At 77.3% G+C, this 23,030-nt stretch carries 20 protein-coding genes; 10 read left to right on the forward strand and 10 right to left on the reverse strand.

Features of this window, described 5'->3' with window-relative positions; genetic code table 11:
- Positions 1-4: 4 nt before the first annotated feature.
- The gene (locus tag AB2U05_RS00230) at positions 5-1,267 is read left to right on the forward strand and encodes a VWA-like domain-containing protein (protein WP_369182026.1); all 1,263 of its coding nucleotides are present in this window, start codon (positions 5-7) and stop codon (positions 1,265-1,267) included.
- An 89-nt stretch (positions 1,268-1,356) separates the two neighbouring features.
- Positions 1,357-1,815, forward strand: coding sequence for a hypothetical protein (locus tag AB2U05_RS00235; RefSeq protein WP_369182027.1), 459 nt, complete (start codon positions 1,357-1,359; stop codon positions 1,813-1,815).
- A 27-nt stretch (positions 1,816-1,842) separates the two neighbouring features.
- On the opposite strand, the gene AB2U05_RS00240 is transcribed toward AB2U05_RS00235, so the two are convergent.
- A complete protein-coding gene (locus tag AB2U05_RS00240) occupies positions 1,843-3,015 on the reverse strand; it encodes an erythromycin esterase family protein (protein WP_369182028.1) in 1,173 nt (390 codons plus the stop codon).
- Between the two features lie 89 nt (positions 3,016-3,104).
- On the opposite strand from AB2U05_RS00240, the gene AB2U05_RS00245 reads away from it, so the two are divergent.
- Positions 3,105-3,806, forward strand: coding sequence for a MerR family DNA-binding transcriptional regulator (locus AB2U05_RS00245; protein ID WP_045711319.1), 702 nt, complete (start codon positions 3,105-3,107; stop codon positions 3,804-3,806).
- On the opposite strand, the gene AB2U05_RS00250 is transcribed toward AB2U05_RS00245, so the two are convergent.
- The 5 genes from AB2U05_RS00250 to AB2U05_RS00270 form a co-directional block, all read right to left on the reverse strand.
- The gene (locus AB2U05_RS00250) at positions 3,801-6,788 is read right to left on the reverse strand and encodes a bpX6 domain-containing protein (protein WP_369182029.1); all 2,988 of its coding nucleotides are present in this window, start codon (positions 6,786-6,788) and stop codon (positions 3,801-3,803) included. The two genes, AB2U05_RS00245 and AB2U05_RS00250, sit on opposite strands and share 6 nt — an antisense overlap.
- Complete coding sequence (locus AB2U05_RS00255) at positions 6,785-8,503, reverse strand: hypothetical protein (RefSeq protein ID WP_369182030.1); 1,719 nt, start codon at positions 8,501-8,503, stop codon at positions 6,785-6,787. The genes AB2U05_RS00250 and AB2U05_RS00255 overlap by 4 nt, the downstream gene beginning before the upstream one ends.
- Complete coding sequence (locus tag AB2U05_RS00260; protein WP_369182031.1) at positions 8,500-8,904, reverse strand: hypothetical protein; 405 nt, start codon at positions 8,902-8,904, stop codon at positions 8,500-8,502. Before AB2U05_RS00260 ends, AB2U05_RS00255 begins: the two co-directional genes overlap by 4 nt.
- On the reverse strand, positions 8,901-10,100 hold the full coding sequence (locus AB2U05_RS00265) for an AAA family ATPase (RefSeq protein WP_107072995.1): 1,200 nt from the start codon (positions 10,098-10,100) through the stop codon (positions 8,901-8,903). Before AB2U05_RS00265 ends, AB2U05_RS00260 begins: the two co-directional genes overlap by 4 nt.
- Before the next feature lie 71 nt (positions 10,101-10,171).
- The gene (locus AB2U05_RS00270) at positions 10,172-11,158 is read right to left on the reverse strand and encodes a hypothetical protein (protein ID WP_369182032.1); all 987 of its coding nucleotides are present in this window, start codon (positions 11,156-11,158) and stop codon (positions 10,172-10,174) included.
- A gap of 192 nt (positions 11,159-11,350) precedes the next feature.
- On the opposite strand from AB2U05_RS00270, the gene AB2U05_RS00275 reads away from it, so the two are divergent.
- Positions 11,351-12,094 (forward strand): G1 family glutamic endopeptidase, encoded by a 744-nt coding sequence (locus AB2U05_RS00275; protein ID WP_045697807.1) that lies wholly within the window; start codon positions 11,351-11,353, stop codon positions 12,092-12,094.
- A 48-nt stretch (positions 12,095-12,142) separates the two neighbouring features.
- On the opposite strand, the gene AB2U05_RS00280 is transcribed toward AB2U05_RS00275, so the two are convergent.
- Positions 12,143-12,751, reverse strand: a complete 609-nt coding sequence (locus tag AB2U05_RS00280) for an ester cyclase (protein WP_369182033.1) — start codon at positions 12,749-12,751, stop codon at positions 12,143-12,145.
- A 50-nt stretch (positions 12,752-12,801) separates the two neighbouring features.
- The gene (locus AB2U05_RS00285; protein WP_045711172.1) at positions 12,802-13,527 is read right to left on the reverse strand and encodes an SDR family oxidoreductase; all 726 of its coding nucleotides are present in this window, start codon (positions 13,525-13,527) and stop codon (positions 12,802-12,804) included.
- 137 nt (positions 13,528-13,664) lie between these two features.
- Between AB2U05_RS00285 and AB2U05_RS00290 the strand changes: the two genes are divergently transcribed.
- The 5 genes from AB2U05_RS00290 (at position 13,665) to AB2U05_RS00310 (ending at position 18,837) form a co-directional block, all read left to right on the forward strand.
- A complete protein-coding gene (locus AB2U05_RS00290) occupies positions 13,665-14,615 on the forward strand; it encodes a LysR family transcriptional regulator (RefSeq protein ID WP_045697801.1) in 951 nt (316 codons plus the stop codon).
- A gap of 158 nt (positions 14,616-14,773) precedes the next feature.
- Entirely contained in the window at positions 14,774-15,871 is a 1,098-nt protein-coding gene (locus AB2U05_RS00295) for a hypothetical protein (protein WP_369182034.1), read from the forward strand.
- Positions 15,872-16,007: 136 nt separating this feature from the next.
- Positions 16,008-16,529, forward strand: a complete 522-nt coding sequence (locus AB2U05_RS00300; RefSeq protein WP_369182035.1) for a hypothetical protein — start codon at positions 16,008-16,010, stop codon at positions 16,527-16,529.
- A 173-nt stretch (positions 16,530-16,702) separates the two neighbouring features.
- Positions 16,703-17,380, forward strand: a complete 678-nt coding sequence (locus tag AB2U05_RS00305; RefSeq protein WP_369182036.1) for a transcriptional regulator — start codon at positions 16,703-16,705, stop codon at positions 17,378-17,380.
- Positions 17,381-17,637: 257 nt separating this feature from the next.
- Positions 17,638-18,837, forward strand: a complete 1,200-nt coding sequence (locus tag AB2U05_RS00310; protein WP_052706783.1) for a S1 family peptidase — start codon at positions 17,638-17,640, stop codon at positions 18,835-18,837.
- A 131-nt stretch (positions 18,838-18,968) separates the two neighbouring features.
- Here the strand turns inward: AB2U05_RS00310 and AB2U05_RS00315 are convergent, their stop codons facing one another.
- Positions 18,969-20,195 carry an ROK family protein gene (locus tag AB2U05_RS00315; protein ID WP_369182037.1) on the reverse strand — a complete coding sequence of 409 codons (1,227 nt, stop codon included), beginning with the start codon at positions 20,193-20,195 and terminating at the stop codon, positions 18,969-18,971.
- Positions 20,196-20,657: 462 nt separating this feature from the next.
- On the opposite strand from AB2U05_RS00315, the gene AB2U05_RS00320 reads away from it, so the two are divergent.
- Positions 20,658-22,349 (forward strand): SpoIIE family protein phosphatase, encoded by a 1,692-nt coding sequence (locus tag AB2U05_RS00320; protein ID WP_369182038.1) that lies wholly within the window; start codon positions 20,658-20,660, stop codon positions 22,347-22,349.
- A gap of 117 nt (positions 22,350-22,466) precedes the next feature.
- Here AB2U05_RS00320 and AB2U05_RS00325 read toward each other — a convergent pair whose 3' ends face one another.
- A complete protein-coding gene (locus tag AB2U05_RS00325) occupies positions 22,467-23,000 on the reverse strand; it encodes an EF-hand domain-containing protein (protein ID WP_244178824.1) in 534 nt (177 codons plus the stop codon).
- Between the last annotated feature and the right edge of the window lie 30 nt (positions 23,001-23,030).

Below are 23,030 nucleotides of genomic sequence, written 5' to 3' on the forward strand. Positions count from 1 at the left end.
GCCGGTGGACGCCGGGAAGCCGCCGGACGCCGGGAAGCCGCCGGACGCCGGGAGGCCGCTGGACGTCGAGAAGCTGTACGCGGCCCGGCTGCAGGCCACCCGGGCCCGCCCGTACCTGGCGACGGCGCTGTTCGCGCTGCACCTGGTCGAGTCCCGGCAGGTGCCGACGATGGCCGTCGACGTGCACTGGCGCTGCTACGCCTCGCCGGTGTTCGTCGACCGCACCCCGGTGGAGGAGCTGGCCGGGGTGTGGGTGCACGAGGTGTCGCACCTGCTGCGCGACCACCACGGGCGCGGCGACCGGCTGGCCCGCCGGCTCGGGCTGGCGGGACCGGGGGTCCGGCTGCGGATGAACATCGCCGCCGACTGCGAGATCAACGACGACGTGTACGGCGACGGCCTGGCGACGCCGAGCGGCGCCGTCCTCCCGTCCCGGCTGAACCTGCCCGAGGGGCGGCTGATGGAGGACTACCTGCGGGAGTGGCAGTTCGACCCGACCGACCCCCTGCTCGCCTGGCTGGACTGCGGCAGCGGCGCGGACGGGCTGGCGCGGCCGTGGGAGCTGGGCCCGGACGGCGCGCACGGCCTCGGTCCGCAGGAGCGGGACGCGGTGCGCTTCCGGGTCGCCGAGGGCATCCGGGCCCGCCCGGGCGAGACCCCGGCGGGCTGGCGGCGCTGGGCCGAGGAGGTGGTCCACCCGCCGCAGCGGTGGCGGGAGCTGCTGGGGGCGGCGCTGCGGTCGGCGCTGGCCGGCGCGGGGGCGGGGGACGACTACAGCTACGGCCGGCCGGCCCGGCGCTCGGCCGGGCTGCCGGGCGTGGTGCTGCCGAGCCTGCGGCGCCGTCCGCCGCGGGTGGCGGTGGTGGTCGACACCTCGGGGTCGGTCTCGGACGAGGAGTTGGGCAGCGCGCTGCTGGAGGTCGCGGCGATCGGCCGGGCGGTCGGCGGCCGCCGGGACCAGGTGTCGGTGGTCTCCTGCGACGCGGCCGCGCAGTCCGTCCAGCAGCTGTGCGGGGCCGCGGGCATCGAGCTGGTCGGCGGCGGCGGGACGGACCTGCGCACGGGCTTCGCGGCGGCGCTGCGGGCCCGCCCGGCGCCGGACGCCGTGGTGGTGCTGACCGACGGGCAGACCCCGTGGCCGGAGGCGCAGCCGCCCTGCCGAACGGTGGTCGGCCTGTTCGCCCGGCCGAAGCGGGTCCGCGAGTACGACCCGGACTACCGGCCGGACGCGCCGCCGACCTGGGCGCGGGTGGTCACCATCGGGTGAGGGGGTGGGGTGACCGCCTTGGTGTGCGGGCGAGTTCGGACAGGCCCCTCTTCTCGTCATTTTGACGACAACAGGCTAGGGTGTCCGGCATGAGAGTCGTACTGACGCGGGCGAGCGTCTGCATGGCCGACGACTGCGACGCCCCGCACGAGGCCGTCTGGGAGACTCCGGACGGCGGCGCGGTGGCCGACGTGCTGGAGCGGTCCGCCGGCTACCTGCTGAGCCTGAACACCTCCTGCTGGGTCGCCTACCTCGGCTACGGCCGGGGCGACGGAAGGCCGCTCGCGGTGGCCTCGCCGCGATGGTCCGGGCTCCGCCTGCTGCCCGACGCGGAGGCCCACGCCCGACTGGGGCCGCACGCCGACCGGCTGGAGATCTACTGGGCCGTCCGGTCCGGTGCGGACCCGGAGGTGGTGTGGTGGGAGCTGACCGGCCGCCAGGGGCCGCGCCCCCGCCCGCAGGCCGCCCCGGCCCCGCAGCCGGAGGCCCTGCGCCTCCGGCTGCGCGACCACCGCGACCAGCTGATCCGGCGCATCCGGCTCGGCTAGGGCCTGCCGGTCGGCCGGAACGGACGGTCAGCCGAGCGCCCGGGCCACGGCCGCGCCGTCCGCGACGTGCAGCAGCGCGTCGGCGCCGTCCAGGAGCTCCCGGTCGAGCGGGAAGTAGCCCTGGCGCGGAAGGGTGTCGGTGCGGCGGGCGGTGGCCTCCCCGGCCGCCGCCGGGTCGGTCAACTCCCAGTCGGCGGAGCCGCGTTGCAGGGCCGCCTCGAAGGTGCCGGGTGCCGGTTCCGGCAAGCCGAGGACCGGGCTGCGCCCGAGGCTGCCGACCACCAGGACGTACCGCTCGGCTAGCAGCGGTTCGAGGATCATGCCGGCGCCCGTCCAGTCCGCGCGCCACTCCCCCGCCGACCAGGCGCTCGGGGTGCGCTTCAGGTGCTCGTTGTGGGCGAACACCAGGGTGGGTCCGCGCCGGGCCTCGGCCTCGCGGATCTCCCGCAGGTTGCGGGCCATCAGCGTGTCCCGGCTGCCGAGCAGCCGCGCGATCCGGACGCCCTGCTCCAGGCCGGGGACGGCCGCCTGGGCGTGGTAGCGCAGCAGCCCGAGGCAGGTGGTCAGGTGGGCGCGGGCCCGCAGCCACGCGGCGTGCGAGCCGGCGGCGATCAGGCCGGGCGCGCGCTCGTGCAGCAGGTTCAGCAGGTCGTCGGCGAGGACGCGCAGCCGCTGCGCCTCGGGCGAGGCGCCGGGCGAGGCGGCCGCGTCGAGGATCGCCTCGGTGCGCTCCCAGCGCTCGTCGGGGCCGGTGAGCGCGGCCACGTCGAGCTCCAACCCCAGGTAGTCGCGGGCGTGTTCGAGGTAGCGGCGGGGGCTGGGGGCGGTGGTGTTCTCGGTCGGCGCGTCGAAGCCGTGGAAGGCGATCCGCTCGACGGGCGGCCGCTGCGCGTTGTGCGCGCGCAGCCGGGCGACGAGGCTCCGGTTGGCGTCGAGGTCCCCGAAGCCGTGGCTGAAGCCCGTCGCCAGTACCCCGTCCAGGGTCCCGGTGCCGTGCCGGACGTAGTCGTCGACGGCGAGCGCGGCGATCCGGTCGGTCTCCAGGGCGACCGACCGGAAGCCCCGCCCGGCGAGGTGGAGGAAGAGGAGTTCGTTGCGCACCCACCCGAAGGCGGGCTCCTGGTGGGTGGGCTCGCCGAGCGCCAGCACACCGCAGTCGGGGGCGAGCAGGTCATGGAAGTGGTGCAAGTCCCGGTTCATGGACCTCAAGCGTATCCTTGAATGGTCGGTTGAGACTTTTCCGGTCTCAGCCCGGGTTTTTCTCCAAGAAGTCTCAAACGGGGGTCCGGATGCGCCCAACCGATCTCGCCCGCGAGCACGGCATCTCGACCCAGGCCGTGCGCAACTACGAGCGGGACGGCTTCCTGCCGCCCGCCGCCCGTACGGCCAGTGGCTACCGGGTCTACACCGAGCGGCACGCGGCCGCGCTGCGCGCCCACCTCGCGCTCGTCGCGGCGTACGGGCACGCGACGGCGGGCGAGGTGATGGCCGCCGTGCACACGGACCGGCTCGACCAGGCGCTGACCGCCGTCGACCGGGGCCACGCCCGGCTGCTGCGCGACCGGGAGACGCTGGCCGCCGTCCGGGAGGCGGTCGGCCACCTGACCGGGCGGGCGGACCCCGCGCCGCACCGCCCGGACGACCGACTCCCCCACAGCATCGGCGAGTTGGCGCACCGCCTCGGCGTCACCCCGGCCACCCTGCGGGCCTGGGAGGCCGCCGGGGTGCTGGCCCCGGCGCGCGACCGCGCGACCGGGCACCGGGTCTACCTCGCCGCCGACCTGCGCGACGCCGAACTCGCCCACCTGCTGCGGCGCGGCGGCTACCCGCTGGCCCGGATCGCGGGCGTGCTCCGGCAGGTGCGGGCGGCGGGCGGCACCGCCGAACTGGCCGCCGCCCTGGCCGGCTGGCAGCACCGGCTCACCGAGCGCGGCACGGCCATGCTGACGGCGGACGGCCTGCTCGGCCGCTACCTCGGGGACGGGTCATGACCCGGTCGTGACCCGCAGGTTGGCGAGCAGCGTGGCGCCGTCCGGAGTGGTGGCGAACAGCCGGCCGCTGCGGTGCCAGCAGGTGAGCGCGTCGCCGTGCCGGCGCAGGCCGACCGGGGAGGCGTCCGCGCCGGGGAAGACTGCGGTGAACCCGCCGACGAGCGGGGCGCCGGGCGGGCCGCCGCCGAGGGTGACGTGCAGCGCGCCGGACAGCCGCGCCGCGAACGCCCAGTGGGTGCCGTCCGCGCTCAGCACGCCCTGGCCGCGCACGCTCCGCTCGGCCACCCGGCCGTCCCCGACCGCCCGGACCAGGGTGGTGTCCGCCGCCGCCCCGGGGCCGGTGTCGAGCAGCCGGCCGTCCGCGAGCAGCACCGCGCCGTCGAGGTCCGCCACGTACGGGCCCGGCCGGTCCGGCCCGGTGCGGTTCAGGTGGGAGCGGCCGCGCAGCGTCCAGTCCGGCTGCTCCCACTGCCACAGTTCGGACATCTCGACGCGGTGCGAGCCGGGCGCCGGGTGGGTGTGCACGAGCCCCGCGCAGCTGTCGGGCGTGCGGGCGATCGCGCCCAGGAGCCGCTGGTCGCCGCCGAGTTCGCGGTGGACCACGGTCGGGCGGGCGGTGCGGGTGTCGAGCACGGCGATGGTGCCGTCCGGGTCGACGGTGACGAGCCGGCGGCCGTCGTAGGAGCGGGCGAGCCCGCGCACCCGCAGGGTCGTCCAGCGCTCGACCGCGCGGGTGACGAGGTCGAGCCGGGCGATGTCGCGCACCTCGCCGTAGCGGGCGACCAGCAGCGCCGAACCGCCGTGGTCGGCGAGGACCAGTTCGTCGGCGGGCACGTCCCAGCGGGCCCGGGTGCGGCCGTCCGGGCCGAGCAGCCGCACCCCGGCGTGGCCGCAGGCGACCAGCACCGCGCCGGAGTCGAGCCGGGCCGCGTCCAGGACGGGCAGGGTGCCGGGGCGGTCGGCGGCGGTGACCTCCAGCGGGGTGCCCGGGGTCGGCGCGGCGAGGCGCGGCTTCGGCAGGTCGGCGGCCGCCAGCGGGTCGGCGCGCTGCGACAGCCGGGTGTAGCGGGCCCGTTGGGTCGTGGTGTCACCGCCGTCGCCGAACCCACCGCCCCGGGTGACGGCGCGCAGGGCGGCGGTGGCGAGCTGCCGGTCGACGGCCGGATCGGCGGCCGGGACGGTGGCCAGCGCGGTGAGGGCGGCGGCCCGCTCGCTGTCCGGGGCGTCGGCGGCGAGGGTGGCCAGGGCGAGGCCGGCGATGACCTCGGCGGCGTTCCGCGCGTCGGCGGCGGTCCGCGCGTCGTGGGCGGTCCGCGCCTCGGGGCCGGTCGCGGCGTCGGCGGCCCTCCCGGCGGGGCCGAGCGCGAGCAGGTGCACGAGGGCGCGCCCACGGGCCGCCCCGCCGAGCAGGACGGCCTCGCGCAGGTCGCCCACGGCGGTGGGGCGCAGCGCCGCGTCCGGCCAGACCGCGTCGACGGCGCCGAGCCGGTCGCCGGCCTCCCGGCAGTGCGCGGCCCAGGCGGTGCGCAGCTCGCGCGCGGCCTGCGGGTCGGTGGCCGCGAGCCGTTCGACGGCGGCGGCGAAGGCGCCCCGGCGGTGGGCGATCCGCACCGCCCGCTCGCGCTGGCCGGCCCGCCACCAGAGCCGGACCACCTGGTCGGCCGGGAGTCCGCGGCCCTCGGCGAGTTCGGCGGCCTGCTCGACGCGGCCGTGCCGCTCCAACAGGGCGACGGCTTCGGCGGGTTCGGCCAGCAGGTCGGCGAGGACGTAGGCGGCCTCGTCGATCCGGGCCTCGCGTTCCAGCGCCTCGGCGGCCTCCCGGTAGAGGTCGTTGAGGAAGCCGTGCACGGTGGGCCCGCTGATCGGCATCGCGGCCGGCGCCCCGGCGCGCTCCCGCGGGTCCGGGCGCAGCGCGCCCCGGAAGCGGGCGGGCAGGCGCAGGGCGAGCAGGCCGCCGGGCCCGCGTCCGGCGTCCCCGGCCAGCCGGACGGCGTCGCGCAGGGCGTCCTCCCAGCGGCGCTGCCGGAAGGAGCGGGCGAGGCGGGCGACGTAGCGGGCCTGGCGGCGCTGGAACAGGGTGCCGGCGGGGCTGCGCAGGGCGAGCCGGGCCAGCCACTGCCCGCGCGGGCGGCGGGCGGCGGCACTCTTCCGTGGACCGTCCGGAGCGCCGGACTGCCGTGCGGCGCCGGCGTGTTGGGGGGCGGCGGCCTTCCGGTCGCGCCGGGCCTTGGCCCAGGGGAGGACGGCCAGGCCGATGCTCGCGGCGGTCAGGACCGGGATGACGCTCCAGATCTCGGACTCGCCCCGCTCGACGGCGCTGGGCAGGTACGGCAGGGCGCCGCAGAGCACGGCGGCGAGGAACAGCGCGTTCGGCCAGACCGGTGGCGCCGGCCGGCCGGCCGGGGGCCGCGGGTACGTCGGGTCCCCCGGCCGGCCGGCCAGGCTCCTCGGCGGCCGCGGGCGCTGCGGGCGTCGCGGGCGGCGCTCGCCCAGCAGCCGGGCGGCCCAGGAGCTGCGCTCGCGGACGCCGGCCGCCGCCCGCAGGTCGACGACGGGCGGGCGCAGGGCCTCGTCCTCCTCGACGGGCTCCGGCGCGGCCGGGGTGCCGACCGGGCCCAGCCGGTGGACGGCGATCCCGGTCGGGTCCAGCCAGTGGGCCGGGTCCAACGGCCGCATCCCGGCAATGGCATGACGGTACGTCAGACCGCCCGCGACGAGGAGGACGTCTCCCCCGTCGAGCGCGCGCTGGTCGGCGCCGGCGGCCACCAGCGCGCCGCCGACCGCCCGCAGCGGTTCGCCGGGCGCCCGGTCCGGGCGGGTGCGGACCGGCGCGGGCAGCGTCAACACCCAGCGGCCGTCCGGCAGTTCCAGCAGGCGCGCGCCGTCCTGCCAGTGGCTCAGCACGCGTTCGGCGGCCTCGGCGGCACCGATCAGCGGCACGTCCAGAACGAAACCGGCGGCGTCCAGGGCGGGGTTCGTCACTCGCTGCTCCTGATGGTGAAGTGCCGTCGGCCGGTCACCGTGTCCGCGACCACCAGGGCGCCGGGCCGCGGTTCGGCGACGATCAGCGGCAGCTTCGGGTGGACGGCGGGGGTGCCGGCGCCGCCGGACAGGCCGGTGTGGGTGCGCACGCCGTCCGCGCGGACGGCCCGCACCAGGCCGGCCGCCCCGGTGCGGGTGATCAGCACGGGCTCGCCGCCCTCCTGGGTGAGCCCGATCACCTCGGCGCCCTCGTCGCGCAGGACGATCGAGCGGGGGCCGATCCGCTCGTGGTCCAGCCGCCACTCGCGGCCGTCCGCGGACCAGCCGACCAGCCCGGCGCCGTGCACGACGTGGGCCGCGTCCGCCGCCGCGGGCGGCAGCGGGACGGCCGACAGCCTCGGCTCGCGCGCCCACCGGAACGGCCGGCCGCCCGCGGTGGACGCCACCGGCCCGTCCTCGGTGACCACACCGCCCGGTGCGATCCGTCGCCACCGGCCCGCGACCGGCAGCAGCAGGCCGTCGTCCTCGCGCAGGACGGGCAGCACCGGCTGGTCCGTCAGCTCCGCGAACGCGGCGGAGCCGGCCGGGGGCAGGCCGACCGCCGCCGCGTCCACCGCGTAGCCGTCCGGGTCGGGCACCGGGCGGCCGATCACCTCCAGCACCAGCCGCCCGCGCACCACGCACAGCACCAGCAGCCGCCGGCCGTGCTGCGCGGCGGCCACCACCGGCCCGCGCAGCACGTGGCGGCGCGGCCGGCCGCTGCTCTCCACCGAGCCGTCGCACACCAGCTTGACCGCCACCAGCACGGACGCGTCCGCCCCGCGCAGCAGCAACTCCCGGGTGCCCGAGGTGAACACGGGCAGCGCGCCGCCGGTGACGGGCAGCGGCGCGGAGGTCTCCGTGGTCGCCGCCCGGGCCCGGCGGAACTCGGCCCCGCGCAGCGCCCGCACGGCGATCGGCGCGGGCGGCAGCGTCAGCTCGGCGTCCGCGCCGCCGTCCACCCGGACCCGCACCCGGCCGACGCCCTCGGCGCTCCAGCCGGCCTCCTCGGCGGTCAGGGTCCGGGGCCGGGCGGGTAGTTCGGCCGCCAGGCGCGGGGAGGCCAGCAGCCAGGCGCGGTCGGCCGCGTCCAGCGCGTCCTCGGCGCGCCGGACGTCCTCGGCGCTCGGGTCGGTCGGGCGCCGGGCGTTCAGCCAGCGCGGCAGCAGCTCGGCCGGCTCGCCGCCGAACAGCCGCCCCGGCTCGTCGCCCAGTACGCCCACCACCAGCTCGCCGCCGCGCGCCGCGGCCCGCCGGTGCAGGACCAGCAGCGCCGCCAGCTGCACCAGCCGCCCCGCCCCGGCCTGCGCCGGGCCGGCCTCCACCAGCGCGACCACCCGGCCGCGGCTGGTGGTGCTGCGCAACTCGGCGGCCAGGTGCAGCAGTTCGTGCTCGGTGTAGCGCCGCAGGAACTCCTCCGGGAACTCCTCAGCCAGCAGCCACTCGGAGGGCAGCAGCCGCTCCAGGGGCCCGGACCGGGCCAGCCCGCCGAAGCCGTCCGGCTCGCCCTGCGCCTCGGCGACGGGCTCGCGCTCCCCGATCAGCGCATCCAGGCGGCGCAGCAACGGGCCCAGTGCGGAGGCCAGTTCGGGCGTCAGCGCGGCCAGCGTCCCGGCCCACGGCTCGACTGCGGCCCGGGTGCCGCCCGGGGTGGTGAGGTGTCCGGTGCCGCTCATGCCGCTCCCCCGAGCAGGGCGGCCAGCGCCTCGGGGTCCGTCAGCGGCGGTGGGACGTCCGCGACCAGGCCGTGGCCGGGCACCAGGGCGCAGAGCTGGCCGTCCGCCGCGCCGAGGGCGGAGCGCCACAGGTCGGCGGCGGGCAGCGGGCGGGCGGTGGTCGGGACCAGCAGGCGGCCGTCCAGGCCGAGGTAGTGGGCGCCGTCGGCCCAGGGCAGGTCGTCCGCCGGGCCGAGGACGAGCAGGGCGGTGCCGTCCGTGGCGGCCGAGAGGCGGTGGCCGGCGCGGAGCCGGTCGCGGGTGGCGGCGGCGAGGGCGGGGACGGCGGGGCCGAGGGCGAGCACGGCGGCGGCGCTGAGCGGGGGTTCGCGGCGTTCCCAGCGGAGTCGGAGGGTGGTCACGCGGGTGCGACCACCGCGACCAGGCCCGCCCGGATGCCGGCGAGCGGGGCGGGCAGGTCGGTCGGGGCGAATCCGGCGTCGATCTCGCGCAGCACGGCTTCCAGGCGCAGTCGGGAGTCGCGGCCGTCCGGCAGGCCGCCGTGTTCGGCGAGGACGGCCGCGCCGGTGCGCATCAGCCGCTCGGCGCGGGCGGCGGCGCTGCGGGACATCTCCTCGGCGGTGTGGGCGAGGCTGCGGTTGGCGGCCCGGCCGACCAGGTCGGCGAGGGTTTCGCGGGCCAGGGCCTGGGCGTCGGCGGTGGGGGCGACGAGCGGCAGCACCCACAGGTCGCGGGCGGAGGCGGTGTCGCGCCCGTCGAGGACGGCGGCGGCCGCGACGAGGTTCTGGGAGCGGACGGCGCGCCGGTCGCTGATCGGGATGCCGGCGGAGCGCAGCCGCCGCAGGGCGGTGCCGAGCAGGCCGGTGACGGGGGTGAGGTCGCAGGCGCGGGCGGCGGCGGCGAGCCGGTCGAGGGCGCCGAGCAGGTCGCCGGCCGGCGCGTCGGGGGTGGTGGGCCGGCCGCCGCGCCCGGCCTCCAGGAGTTCCTCCAGCCGGGCGTCGGTGACGGGTTCGACGAAGACGCGGGCGAGGAAGCGGTCGGCGAAGGCGGCGAGGGCCGGGTCCTCGGGGAGGTGGTTGGCGGCGCCGACGCAGATCCGCAGCGGGCTGGCCACCGCCGTCCGGCCGCGCCGGAAGACCCGCTCGTTGAGCAGGCCGAGCAGGGTGTTGAGGACGGCCGTGGAGCCGAGGAAGACCTCGTCCAGGAAGGCGATCTCGGCTTCGGGCAGCATGCCGGCGGTCTCGAACTCGACCCGGCCTTCCCGGAGTCGGCGCAGGTCGACCGGGCCGAACAGTTCGTTGGGTTCGGTGAACCGGCCGAGCAGGTACTCGAAGTACCGGCCGCCGAGCTGCCCGGCGACCCGCCGTACGGCCTCCGACTTCGCGGTGCCGGGGGCGCCGATCACCAGCAGGTGCTCGCCGGCCACGGCGCACAGCGCCACCACCTCGGCCACCGTCTCGCGTTCGACCAGGCCCCGCCCGGCGGCGGCCACGGCGGCGGCGATCAGCCCGGCGTCGCCCGAGGGCGCGGCGGCAGCGGCCGGAACGGCGGCATCAGTGGTACCGGTGGCATGAGTGGTGTCGGTGGTGTCGGTCACGAGTACGGGAGTCTACGGGCGCCCGCGCGCCGCTCACCAGCGGGTTTCGCCGCACGGCAGCCGCCCCGGCCTCAGCCCGTCCGGCGGCGGCCGTCGTCGGGGCGGCAGAGGTGGACGGTCCGCCGCGGGTCGGCGGGGAACGCGGGGTCGAGCGTCCAGCCCTCCTCGGCGGCCACCCGGAGCACGGCCGCGGCGCCCGCGCACCGGAAGTGGCAGGGCTTGACGCCGACCCGGCGCAGGATCCGGCCGTCCGGGCCGGAGCGGTAGTGCTTCCGCGGGTCGCACGCCAGCTCCTTCCGGAACTTCCTCGCCAGGTGCCCGCGCAGGTGGCGCGCGTACGCGTCGGGGCTGCGGCGCAGTTCCAGCAGGCGCACCCGCGGCCGGAACACGAGGGTGAGCAGCGACAGGAGCACGCGGCAGCGCATCGGCCCCCACGGCGCGCCGCGCTCGGGCACCGGGCCGTACGGGAGGGGCACGCCGAGGTGCTCCGGAGGCGGCATCGGGCGGAAGAAGTGCAGTTGGCCGTCGTTCTCCGAGCGGGGCTTGGCCCAGTCCACCGACCAGCCGTGCCGTGCGGCCAGTTGCTCGACCCGGGTCGGGGCCAGGCCGCGGTAGTGGTGGAGCCCGAGGGAGGCGACGGCCCGGCGCACGCCGTTGGGCGGCAGGTCGCCCGGCTCCCAGCCGCTCTTCCGCTCGGCGCGGGCGAAACGCTTCTTCAGGATCCCTTCGGTGAACGGCTCCCAGGCCTCGGGCCGGCCGTTCCACTCGACGCGCAGGCGCCGCCAGGAGAGCCCGAACGCCACGGTCGTGAACGGGCCCACGATCACGTCACCCTCACCACCGCTTCCGGCACCCCCGCCCGACGAGACCAGCAGGGCCAGCAGGGCGATCCCGACCAGCGGCCCCAGCCACAGGTAGACGAACTGCAGGACGAACTGCGCGACAAGTCCGACCCGCGACCGGCGCGGCGCGGCGCGGTCGATCCCCGCCCGGGCCGGGACGACCGGCCCGACCGGTCTGCGGCTGTCCGGACCTTGCGACGGCACGGCTGTGGACATCGGATCCGCCCCCCTCGGCTCGCTGTGCTGCGCATCAGCTTCGGGCAGCCCGACCTGCGCTGACCACCACTCGCCTTCGGCCGTCACAGACAGCGCACGGGTTCGTTATCCCCCCGTAACTCCCCGGGATCCTCCACCGGGTCTACCTTTGTCGACGCTCGGCCAACTCCACACCCTCACAAGGGAGTAGCCATGTCCGCAGTTCGTCGGCACACCATCGCCGTGTCCACCGCCCTGCTGACCGTCCTGGGCACCGCCGCACCGACCGTCGCCGCCACCGCCCCCACCCTCGTCCAGGCGCCGCTCGCCCACCACGGCGGCGGCCTCCTGCACAGCACCAGCGGCAACTGGGCCGGCTACGCCGCCACCGGCGCCCGGTTCACCAGCGTCAGCGCGAGCTGGGTCCAGCCCGCCGTCTCCTGCTCGGGCTCCAACACCTGGTCCAGCTTCTGGGTCGGCCTCGACGGCGACGGCAGCAACAGCGTCGAGCAGACCGGCACCGAGGCCGACTGCTCGAGCGGCACGCCGGTGTACTCCTCCTGGTACGAGATGTACCCGCAGTACCCGTCCAACTTCAGCAGCACCGTGCGGCCGGGCGACCACTTCACGGCGAGCGTCACCACCAACGGCAGCGGCTCCTTCACCCTCACGCTGTCCGACACCACGGCCGGCTGGAGCCACACCGTCAACAAGTCCCTCAAGAGCGCCGCCCTCGCCTCCGCCGAGGTGATCGCCGAGGCGCCGTCCAGCTCCTCCGGCGTCCTGCCGCTCTCCAACTTCGGCTCGGTGTCGTTCAGCGGCGCCAAGGTCAACGGCCAGAGCCTGGGCGGCTTCAACCCGGACAACATCACCATGGGCTCCGGCAGCACCACCAAGGCCACCACCTCCGGGCTGAGCGGGGGCTCCGCCTTCTCGGTGACCTGGAAGCACAGCTGACCCGGCGGACGGGGCCGCGCCGCTCGACGGCGCGGCCCCGTCCCGCGCTCAGCCGCGAACGCCCAACTGGGCCAGCAGCGCCTCGTTGTCCTCGATGTGCCAGTCCTCGACGATCCGGTCGGTGCCGACGTGCTGGATGTCGATGGCGTTGAACTCGACGTTCTGGCCCTGGCCTCTGATGCCGTTGAAGGTGCCGGTGAAGTGGCCTCGGAAGACCAGCCGGGCGGTGATGCGGTCGCCGGTGACCAGGACGTCGGACAGCTCACAGGTCAGGTCCGGCACGGCGGCCCGGAAGGCCTTCGAGGCGGCGGCCGGGCCGGCGGGGCCCTGCGGACGGCCGGGCGGCAGCGTGTTGTCCCGGAACCGCGGGTCGATCGCCGCGTCCAGGTACGGCTGCCGGCCGGTGTTCCAGAACGTGTACAACTGCTGCGCCAGGTGGACCTCCTGGGCGGCGCGCCGCTCGCCGATCGAGCGGTCGACGGTGAGCGCCTTCGGCCGGACCAGGTCGGGCGAGCGGTCGATCAGCCGCTGCGGCCAGGCGCGCGAGGACGACGGACGGTCGTCCTCGCGGGCGGGCGCGGCCGCGACGGTGCCGGCCGTCAGGCCCGCCACGGCGGCGACGGCCGCGGCGGTGCGGATCAGGGTGCGCGAGCGCATGGTGCGACTCCTCGGGAGTGGATCGGTGACGGGGACTGCGGGGCGGGGTGTCAGGCGAGCCGGCCGCCGCCGTCCACGTGCAGCACCGTGCCGGTGACGTACGGGTTGTCGATGGCGTAGCGCACGGCCTTGACCAGGTCCTCGGTGCTGCCCACGCGGCGGGCCGGGTTGCGCTGCGCCACCCCGCGCAGGAAGGCCTCCTTGTCGGAGCCCAGGCCGTCCCAGGAGCCGGTGTCGACGATGCCGGGGGACACGGCGTTGACCCGGACCGGGGCGATCTCCACCGCCAGCGCCCGCACCAGGAAGGCCAGCGCGCCGTTGGTGGTGGCCATGACCGTGCGCGCGGGGGCCGGGCGCCAGGCGGCCACGCCGGAGAAGAAGGTGAACGAGCCGCCCTCGCAGGCCTGCCCGGCCAGGTGCTTGGCGAGCAGCAGCGGACCGATCACCTTGGCGGCGAACGCCCGCTGCACGTCCGCGAGTTCGAGGTCCTTCAGCGGGCCGTTGGCCGGCATCGCGGCGGTCGAGACCAGGTGGTCGAACCGGCCCACCGCCCCGGCCAGGTCGGCGATCGACCGCTCGTCGGCGAGGTCGACCGGGACGACTTCGGACGGCCCGGACAGCTCGCCGGCCGTCCACTCCAGCTTGCGCGGGTCCGGCCCGGCCAGCACGACCTCGGCACCGGCGGCCGAGGCGGCCGCGGCGAGCGCCCGGCCGGTGCGCGAACCCGCGCCCACCACCACGAGTCGCCGTCCCTGCAGAGAGGTGCCATCGGACATGGGAATGCTCCTTCGCGTTCGAGTCATCGGGGGAACCGGCCGCCCGCTGCTTCCCGCGTCGGCCGCAGCACGACCCTCTCCCGGGCGGCTGCCATGAGTCCAAGGCTTGTTCTCTACCGCACCGATAACATCCGCTCATGGCAGCAACCCCCACGCTCCGGCAGCTCGAATACCTCGTCACCGTCGTCGACACCGGCTCGTTCACCCGCGCGGCCGAGCAGTTGCACGTCACCCAGCCCGCGCTCTCGCACCAGATCCGGGCGCTGGAGAGCACCCTCGGCGGCGCACTGCTGGAGCGCCTGCCGCGTGCGGTGCGGCTCACGCCGACCGGCCGGGCCGTCCTGCCGCACGCCCGCGCCGCCCTGGCCGAGGCCGAGCGCCTGACCGTGGCGGCCGGGCGCGCGGCCGGCCTGGAGGAGGGCGAGTTGGAGGTCGCCGTCGTCTACTCGGTCAGCCTCGGCATCCTCCCGCCGGTGCTGCGCGCCTGGCGCCACCGGCACCCGGGCGTCCGGATCCGGCTGCGCGAGTACGCGCACGCGGACCGGCTCCAGGACGCGATGGCCGCCGGCCGCGCCGACGTCGGCATCGGTCCCGCCCCGGCCGGCTGGGAGGGGCCGATCCGCGAACTCGGCGTCGAGGAGTTCACGATCGTCGTCGCGGCCGACGACCCGTTGGCACACCGCCCGAGCGCCGACCGGCCGGCCGCCGACGACCCGCCGGCCGAGGCCCCCGCCGCCTCGGTCGCGCTCGCCGACCTCGCCGAGCGCGCCTGGGTCCACTACGCGCCCGACAACGGCCTCGCCGACCTGCTCGACCAGGTCTGCGCCCGGGCCGGGTTCCGACCCCGGGCGGCGGTGCGCGCCGAACAGACCTCCGCCGCGCCCCTGCTCGCCGCCGCCGGGCTCGGCCCGGCGCTGGTGCCGGCGGACATCGTCCCGGCCCACTTCGACGGCGTCCTGCTGCGACCCGACCCGCCGGTCCGCCGCGTCCTCACCGCCTACACCCGCACCCGCCCCGACCCGCTCACCGTGGCCTTCGCCGACCTCCTCGCCCAGCAGGCCCGGGTCAACCCGCCCCGGCCCCGGTGACCGGCCCGCGCGGCGGGCAGCAGGCGGTCGTACCGGAGCGGTCGTGGCAGCGGGTCGCGGCGCAGATGTTCGCCGGTTGATCCACACGTCGTCAGATTGTCGGGTTACCTTTCCCCCTGCACCGCAACCACGCGGTACGCACGACCAAGGGGGAATCCATGTCCAAGAGGACTCGCGCCAAGGCCGCCCGCTGGACGGCGGCGACGGCCGCCGCCACCGTCCTGGCGCTCACCGGCACCGCCGCCCAGGCCGCCGCGGCCACCCGGGCCACGCCGGTCTCCGGCACCGAGGCCGTCATCGCGGTCGGCAACAACCGGGCCCAGCCGATGGTCGGCCCGGACGGCACCAAGGCGTACGTCGTGGTGGACGGCCCCGCCTCCACCGTGCTCGTCAAGGCCGTCGACACCCGTAGCGACGCCGTCACCGGCCAGGTCTCGGTCGGCACCAACCAGGTCTTCGTCAGCGCGGCGCTCAGCCCGGACGGCACCCGCCTCTACGTCGCGAACGGCCAGCAGTTCAGCGTGCTGGACACCGCCTCGCTGACCGTGCTGGCCACCGTCGCCCTGCCCGACCAGCCGCGCCAGACCGGGTGGACCCCCGGCGCGCCCTCCGGCGTGACGGTGAGCCCGGACGGCACGAGCGTCTACGTCGTCCAGAACGGGCCGACGGCCTACCGGCAGAACGCGCCGGCCCGGGTGCTGGCCTTCTCCGCCGGGCAGCGGGCGTTCACCGGATCGGTCCAGCTGACCGCGCCCATGACCGGCACCGCCGCGATCCGCCCGAACGGCCAGGACCTGTACGTCGGCACCAGCACCGGCGTCCAGCACGTGAAGGCGGCCGCCGCGCCGACGCTGGCCGGGACCGTCCCCGGCACCGCCACCGCGCTCGACTACAACCCCGTCCTCACCCCGGACGGCACCCGGCTGTTCGCCGTGGGGCAGCAGGGCCAGGCCGACCTGATCGACCCGGCCACCGACACCGTCGTCAAGCACCTCGCCCTGACCCCCACCAACACCTCGCTGAGCTCCCCGCAGATCAGCGCCGACGGCACCCGCCTGTACGTGGCCGAGAACGACTTCACCGCGGGCCCGTCCGTGCTCGCCTTCGACACCGCCACCGGCAACGCCGTCCCGGACGAGACGGTGTCCCCCGACGAGGACGTGCTCAACGGCCTCGCCGCCGGCCCGGACGGCCACACCCTGTACGTGACCGGCAGCATCGGGACCAGCGGCAAGCTCCAGGTCATCGCGAACTGAGGCCGGTCGCGCACACTCCCCCGGGCGGGCGGGACGGCCACCCCGCCCGCCCGGGGCCCCGCCCTGCCCGGGGGTCCACGACCCGCGCGTGGCCCGCGCCACAGCCGTCGACGGCCCGGGCGGGAATCATGGACGGGTGACGATCGACCTGCTGCCCGGCCGCGGCGTCCGGCTGCCCGCGCCGCTGCCCGAGCTGCCGTTCGGGCTCGGCGAGGACGCCGTGCGCCGGCTGCTCGCCCCGCACACCGCGCTGCTGCGCGGGGGCGTGGAGAGCCCGTTCGTCTGCGGCGCGACCTGGACGCTGGCGTTCTCGCTGCCGGGGGTGGGCGTCCTCCTGTACGCCGGGCGGGCGGGCGACGGCCGTTTCTCGGACGTCGGCGTCACCCGCGACCCGCGCGACGAGCGTCCGGCCTGCCCGGTCGGCCTGCACGGGGTCGACGTCTTCGGCTGGCCCGCGCACGAGGTGGTCGAGGCCCTGCGGGCCGGGGGCCTGCCCGTGCCCGACCCGGAGGGCGGCACCCTCCACCACGACACGCTCCGGCTCAGCCGGAACACCCCGAACGCCCGTCCGCTCGCCACGGGCCGCAAGCCGCGCCGCGAACCGCCGTTCACCTTCGGCTCGGTGTCGCTCGGCGCCGCCCCGCCGCCACCGCGCTGACCGGTTCCGCCCCCCTCCCCGACCACCGCCTCCGGAGTCACCGTGACCACCACCCGCCTGTCCGTCGCCGTCCTCGGCCCCGGCGGCACCGCCCGGCCTGTCGCTGCCCTTCCTGCCGACCCGGGGCGGTAGGAAGGGCAGCGAACCAGCCCACCCCGCCCCGGAGGTCCGCGGTGAACCACCCGATCCTCGACCAGATCCACGACCTGCGCGCCGAGTTGGCGCCCGGCGACACCGCCCCCGCCCTCGTCGCGGCGCTCGGCGCCGGACGGGCGCCGCGCACCGACCTGGCCCAACTCGCCGCCCAGCAACACCGGATCATCACCTCCGACCGGCGCAGCCTGCTCCTGCTCGCCACCCGCTGCGCCGACCGGCCGCTCGGCGGCTGGTTCGCCACCATGGCCGAGGGCGAGAGCGCCGCGCTGCGCACCCTGCCCGCCCTCGCCGCCGCCTCCGGCCCCGCGGGCCTCGCGCCCGACGCGCCCCACGCACCCGACGCCCTGACCGACCACCCGCCGCTGCCCGGCTGCCAGGCCTACCCCGCCTACCTGGCCTGGCTCGCCCTCAACGCCCGCCCGGCCGCGGCGGCGGCCGCCCTCGTCGCCAACTTCGCCGCCTGGGGCGGCTATTGCGCCTCGATCGCCCGGGCGCTGCGCACCCACTACGGCTTCCCCGAGGACGCCTGCGCCTTCTTCGACTTCTTCGCGCAGCCCGCCACCGAGCTGGAGCGGCAGGCCGCCGACGCCCTCGGCCCCGACCCGCTCGACGGCCGCACCCTGGCCGCCGCCCGTGAGCACGGGCGGCTCCTGCAGGCCTACGAGCACCTGTTCTGGGACACCCTCGGCGGTTGAGGGCCGATCAGCCCGATTCACCGACCGCGGGTCGGGCCACGATCGTGACGCAGTTGAACGTGGTGAATCCCGCGCCGAGGTCATTGGCCAGTGCGACGGTCAGCCGGTAGTCCCCGGCCGGGAACGGCCCGACGGTCGACTCCCCCCCGCCCGCCGGGGGTATAGCTCCCGCGAGCGGGGGTCTTCGACATGTTCCGGTCAATGCACTGGGCCCTCTACGGTTCCGGCAACCCCCACGCCGGACCGAGGAGACCCCCATGCTCCGCATTCGTGCGCTCGCCGTCGCCACCGCGCTCGCGGGCGTCGTGCTGACCGCCGCCCCCGCCGTCAGCGCGCCCGCCCCCGCGCCGGCCGACGAACCGTCCATCGCCGCCGCCCTGACCGTCGCCCCGGCCGACCCGGCCGCCGCCGTCACCGCCGCGCCGCCCGCACTGCTGCGCGCCTACCAGCGCGACCTCGGCCTGTCCCCGCAGGCCGCCGCCCGGCGCCTCGCCCGGGAGGCGCGGGCCGCCGCGGTGCAGGGCGCGCTCGCCCGCACGCTCGGCGACCGCTGGGCCGGGGCCTGGGTGGACGGGCCGGACGCCACCCTGGTGGTGGCCACCACGGACGCCTCCGCCGCCCGCGCCGTCACCGCCCACGGCGGCCGGGCGACCGTGGTCCGCCACGGCCTCGCCGCCCTCGACGGCGCCAAGCGGCGGCTGGACGCGGCCGGCTCCGCCGCCGCGCCCGGGGCCACCCCGCTCTGGTACGTCGACGTCCGGACCAACAGCGTGGTGGTGCGCTCCACCGACGCCGCCCGTACCGAAACGTTCCTGCGGGACTCCGGCGTGGACCGGGCCCTGGTCCGGGTCGAGCGGGCCGCCACCGTGCCCCGCCCGCTCGCCGACCTGCGCGGCGGGGACGCTTACTACATCGACGACGCCGCCCGCTGTTCGATCGGCTTCCCGGTCACCCAGAACGGCCAGCCGGGCTTCGTCAGCGCCGGCCACTGCGGCCAGCCCGGCTCCAACGCCACCAGCGACGGCGGCGGTTCGATCGGCACCTTCCAGGGCTCGACCTTCCCCGGCAACGACTACTCGTGGGTCGCGGCCGGCCCGGACTGGACCGCCCAGCCGCAGGTGAACGACTACGCGGGCGGCGCGGTGACGGTCTCCGGCTCGCAGGAGCAGCCGGTCGGCGGCTCGGTCTGCCGCTCCGGCTCCACCACCGGCTGGCACTGCGGCACCGTCCAGGAGCTCAACGCGACCGTCAACTACGCGGAGGGCACCGTCTACGGGCTCACCCGCACCACGGTCTGCGCCGAACCGGGCGACTCCGGCGGCTCGTTCATCTCCGGCAGCCAGGCCCAGGGGGTCACCTCGGGCGGCTCCGGCGACTGCACCTCGGGCGGGGAGACCTTCTTCCAGCCGGTCAACCCGATCCTCAGCACGTACGGCCTGACCCTGGCCACCGGCTGATCCTCCGGGCCACCGAGTCACTGAATCGCTGAGTCGCTGAGTGACTGAGTCGCTGGGCCACTGACTCACCGGGCCGCCGGGAGCGGCGCCCGTCCGGCCGGACCGTCGACGCGGCCCGGCCGGACGGGCCGTCAGCCCAGCCCCGCCGTCCGGCGCTCGAACACCTCGGGCCGGGCGGTCTCCAGGGCCGTGGCGACCGCGCCGAGCAGCACCGCCTCCTCCCCCAGCAGGCTCGGCGCGAGCGTCGGCCGCATCGGGGCGAGCCGGTGCAGGGCCTGTTCCAGCGGCTCCAGGAGCAGGTCCGCGCTGGTACCCAGACCGCCGCCGAGCACCACCAGGTCCGGGTCGAGGACGGCCGACAGCACGGCCACCGCGTAGGCCAGCCGCTCGGCCTCCTGCCGCACCGCCTTCAGCGCCGCCCCGTCCCCGGCCCGGGCCCGCTCGAAGACCCGCGCCGCGGTGACCCGCCGGGCCGGGCCGGAGCCCGCGTCCAGGCCGAAGTCCAGGGCCGCGCGCACCACGGCGTCCGCGGCGGCCTCCTGCTCGATGGTCACCACCGGCTCCCCCGGCCGGCCGGGCAGCGGCACCAGGCCGATCTCGCCGAGCCCGCCGTGGGCGCCGACCAGCAGTTCGCCGTCCTTGACCACGCCCAGGCCCAGCCCGGTGCCGACCAGCAGGTAGGCGAACATCCGGCTGCCCCGGCCGGCGCCGAGGGTGTACTCGCCGAGGGCCGCCAGGTTGGCGTCGTTGGCCACCGAGACGGTCGCGCCCAGGCCCGCCCCGATCCGGTCGAACAGGCCCGGCCGCCCCCACCCCGGCAGGCTGGTGGCGTACCGCACGCCGCGCCGCTGCTCGTCCCAGACCCCGGGGGTGCCGATCACCGCGTGCACCACGTCCGCGGGTGACAGGCCCGCCTCCTCGGTCGCGCCGCGCGCGGCCTCGACCACCGCGTCCGCGACGGCGTCGGCCGAGCTGCCCCGGTTGGCGACGTCCCGGCGGACCAGCACCGTCCCCGCCAGGTCGGCGACCGCCACCCGCAGCCGGGCCCGGCCGACGTCCACCCCGAGCACGTGCCCGGCGGTCGGGTCGACCTCGTACAGCACGGCCGTACGGCCCCGCTCGGGCGCCACCCGCCCGGCCGCGCGGACCAGCCCCGCGCGCTCCAGCTCGGCCAGCGCGGCGGACACCGTCGGCTTGGACAGGCCGGTGTCCCGGGCCAGTTGGGCCCGGGAGGAGCCGCCGCCGGTGCGCAGCAGCTCCAGCAGCAGCCACTCGTTGTTGCTGCGCAGCCGCTGCCGGTTCCACGGCACCGCCCGGGCGCCGGCCGCCGGGCGGTGGGACGGCAGGTGGCGGGTCATCAGGGCCTCCGGGGTGGGCGTACGGCCGACCGGCGGGCGGCGCGAGCCGGTCGGGTGCGGCCGGGCGCGGCCCGCGACGCCCGGGGTCGGACGCCGCCGCCCAGTATGACCGGTGGTCACCACCCGGCGATCGGCGAGGAGCGGCGAGGACCGGTAGCGGACGGACCGTCACCGGACGATCGTTCAGGGCCGCGGGGGCGGCGTCCCGGGGCCGGGCGGCCGGGGGCGGTCCGCTGACCTCGCGCGAACCCGCTTCGACGACGGAGGGCAACCATGCGAGCGTGCCCGCGCGCACGTGCACGATGCACATCCGCCCTGTTACAACAACGCCTCCGGGCAGTCAAACTTTCATCCCGGTGTGGGCGCGCCGGGCTCCGGCGCGTGATCATTGGCCCTATGCAGTTCCGGCACCGCAGACGAGCGGCAGGCTCCCGACCCACCGCACCGGGCTCCCGGTCCCTGGTGGCAACGGCGGCGGCGCTCGCCGCCAGCCTCGTCGCGGTCACCGACAGTAGCGAGGGCGGCACGCGTCGGAAGGCCCCCGGCGACGCCGACCCGGAGCTGCTGGCCGACGTGCTCGCCGGGGTGCCGGCCGGCGTCGCCCTGCTGGACGAGCGGCTGCGCTGGCAGTACCTCAACCCCGCCTTCACCGCCGCCACCGGCCTGCACCGGGCGGACCTGCTCGGCCGCCCGGCCGAGGCCACCGCCTTCGGGCCGGCCGCCGCCGTGCTGCGCCGGGTCCTCGCGGACGGGCAGGACCGCGACCAGCTCACCGGCGGGCCCGAGGGCGCGGGTGCCCCCGTACCGCCCGGCCTGCGGGTGCGCTACCGGGCGCTGCGGCGGGCCGACCGGATCACCGGCGTGGTCGTCGCCGTGCTCGACGACCAGGCGCAGGGCCGGGCCGTACCGGGCGAGCCCGTACCGGCCGGCCCCGCGCAGACCCGGCTGGCGCTGCTCGAAGCCGCCGACGAGCAGATCGGCAGCACGCTGGACCTCGGCACCACCAGCGCCGAACTCGCCGCGTTCCTGGTGCCCCGGCTGGCCGACCACGCCGTCGTCGACCTCCTGCCGCCCGAGGCCGAACCGCCCCGGATCGGCCACGGCGCGCCCGGCCGCCTGCACCGGGCCGCCGTCTCGGCGCCGCACGCCGCCGGCTCCCCCGGCCCCGGCGACGCCGTCCGGCCCCGCGCGGGCTCCGCCGCGGAACGCGCCCTGGCCGCCGGCGCCGCCGTGCTCGGCGCGCCCGAGCCGCAGGACGGCTGCCCGGCCGGCACCGCCTCCCTGCTCGTCCTGCCGCTCGCCGCCCGCGGCCGGCTGGTCGGGCTGCTCACCCTCGGCCGCACCGCCGCCGCGCCCGCCTTCACCCCCGAGGACGCCGACCTGATCGGCGCCGTCACCGCTCGCGCCGCCACCGGCCTCGACCACGCCCGCCGCTACGCCCGCTCGCAGGGCATCGCCCTGGAACTCCAGCGGGCCCTGCTCAGCGAACCCGGCAACCCGCACCAGAACCTCACTCTCGCCTCCCGCTACCTGCCCTCCGGCAGCGCCTCGGTGGTCGGCGGCGACTGGTACGAGACCGTCCGGCTGCCGTTCGGCCGGACGCTGCTCGCCATGGGCGACGTCATGGGGCACGGCGTGGAGGCCGCCGTCGACATGAGCCACTACCGCTCGGCGCTGCGCGACGTCGCCGGGATGGACCTGCCGCCGCACCGCATCCTGCGGCAGCTCGACGCCGTCATCTCCGCCGACGACTCCGCCCGCCCCGCGACCTGCCTGCTGGTCCTCGCCGACCCGGGCCGCGGCCGCTGGACGCTCTCCAGCGCCGGGCACCTCCCGCCCGCCCTGATCGCCCCCGACCGCCCCACCGAACTGCTCGGCATCCCCACCGGCCCGCCGCTGGGCACCGGCCTCGGCGGCTACGAGCAGACCACCCACCCGCTCGCCCCCGACCAGATCCTGCTGCTGTACACCGACGGCCTGGTCGAGCGCCGCGAGGAGGACATCGACACCTCCCTCGAACGCCTCGCCGCCCTGCGCCTGCCCGCCACCGGCAACCTCGACGCCCTCCTCGACGCCGTCCTCGAGGCCCTCGCCACGGACGCCGCCGAGGACGACATCGCCCTCCTCGCCGCCCGCCCCACCCCCCGCCCGTAGCCGGGCGGGGCCTCCGGGCGGGGCACCGCCCGGCCGAGGACTTCGACGGCGGGCCCGGGGTCAGCGCGCGGCGCTGTGGGCGCGGTGTTGTGGGCGCGGCCCCGGAAGGTGCGGCGGTCAGTAGAGGGCTTCGCCCATCGGGGAGTCGGCGCCCGTGACGTACGCGCGGATCGAGGCCAGGTAGTCCTGCCGGCTGACGCGTCCGTCGCCGTCGCCGTCCAGCGCGTCGAAGGCCGCGTCGGCGTGGTCGGCCGGGTTGCCCAGGGCCTGGCGCAGCGCCGTGAACTGGGAGCGGTCGAGGGCGCCGTCCCGGTCGGCGTCGGCGAGGTCGAACAGCGCGCCCAGGGCGTACTGGCAGACGGTGTCGAACTTCTCGGCGTCCACCCAGGCCGCGTACTCCTGGTAGGTCATCACGCCGTCGCCGTTGGCGTCCATCGCCGCCCACGCCCGTTCGCCCGTGGCGCGGGCGACGGCGACCAGCGGGTCGTCCTCGGCGCGTCCGGTCGCCTGCCGGGCCCGTTCGATCCGGACGAAGTAGTCGTGCCGGGAGGCGACTCCGTCTCCGTCCGTGTCGAGCATGGCGTAGACGCGGGCCTTGGGGAGTGCGGGGTCGGCCGGGGCCGGGTGCGGCTCGGTCTGCGGGAACGGCATCTCGGGTCCTCCTTCTGGGTGCGGGAGCGG

It is taken from the genome of Streptomyces sp. Y1, assembly GCF_041053115.1.
Lineage (GTDB): Bacteria > Actinomycetota > Actinomycetes > Streptomycetales > Streptomycetaceae > Kitasatospora > Kitasatospora rubellomurina.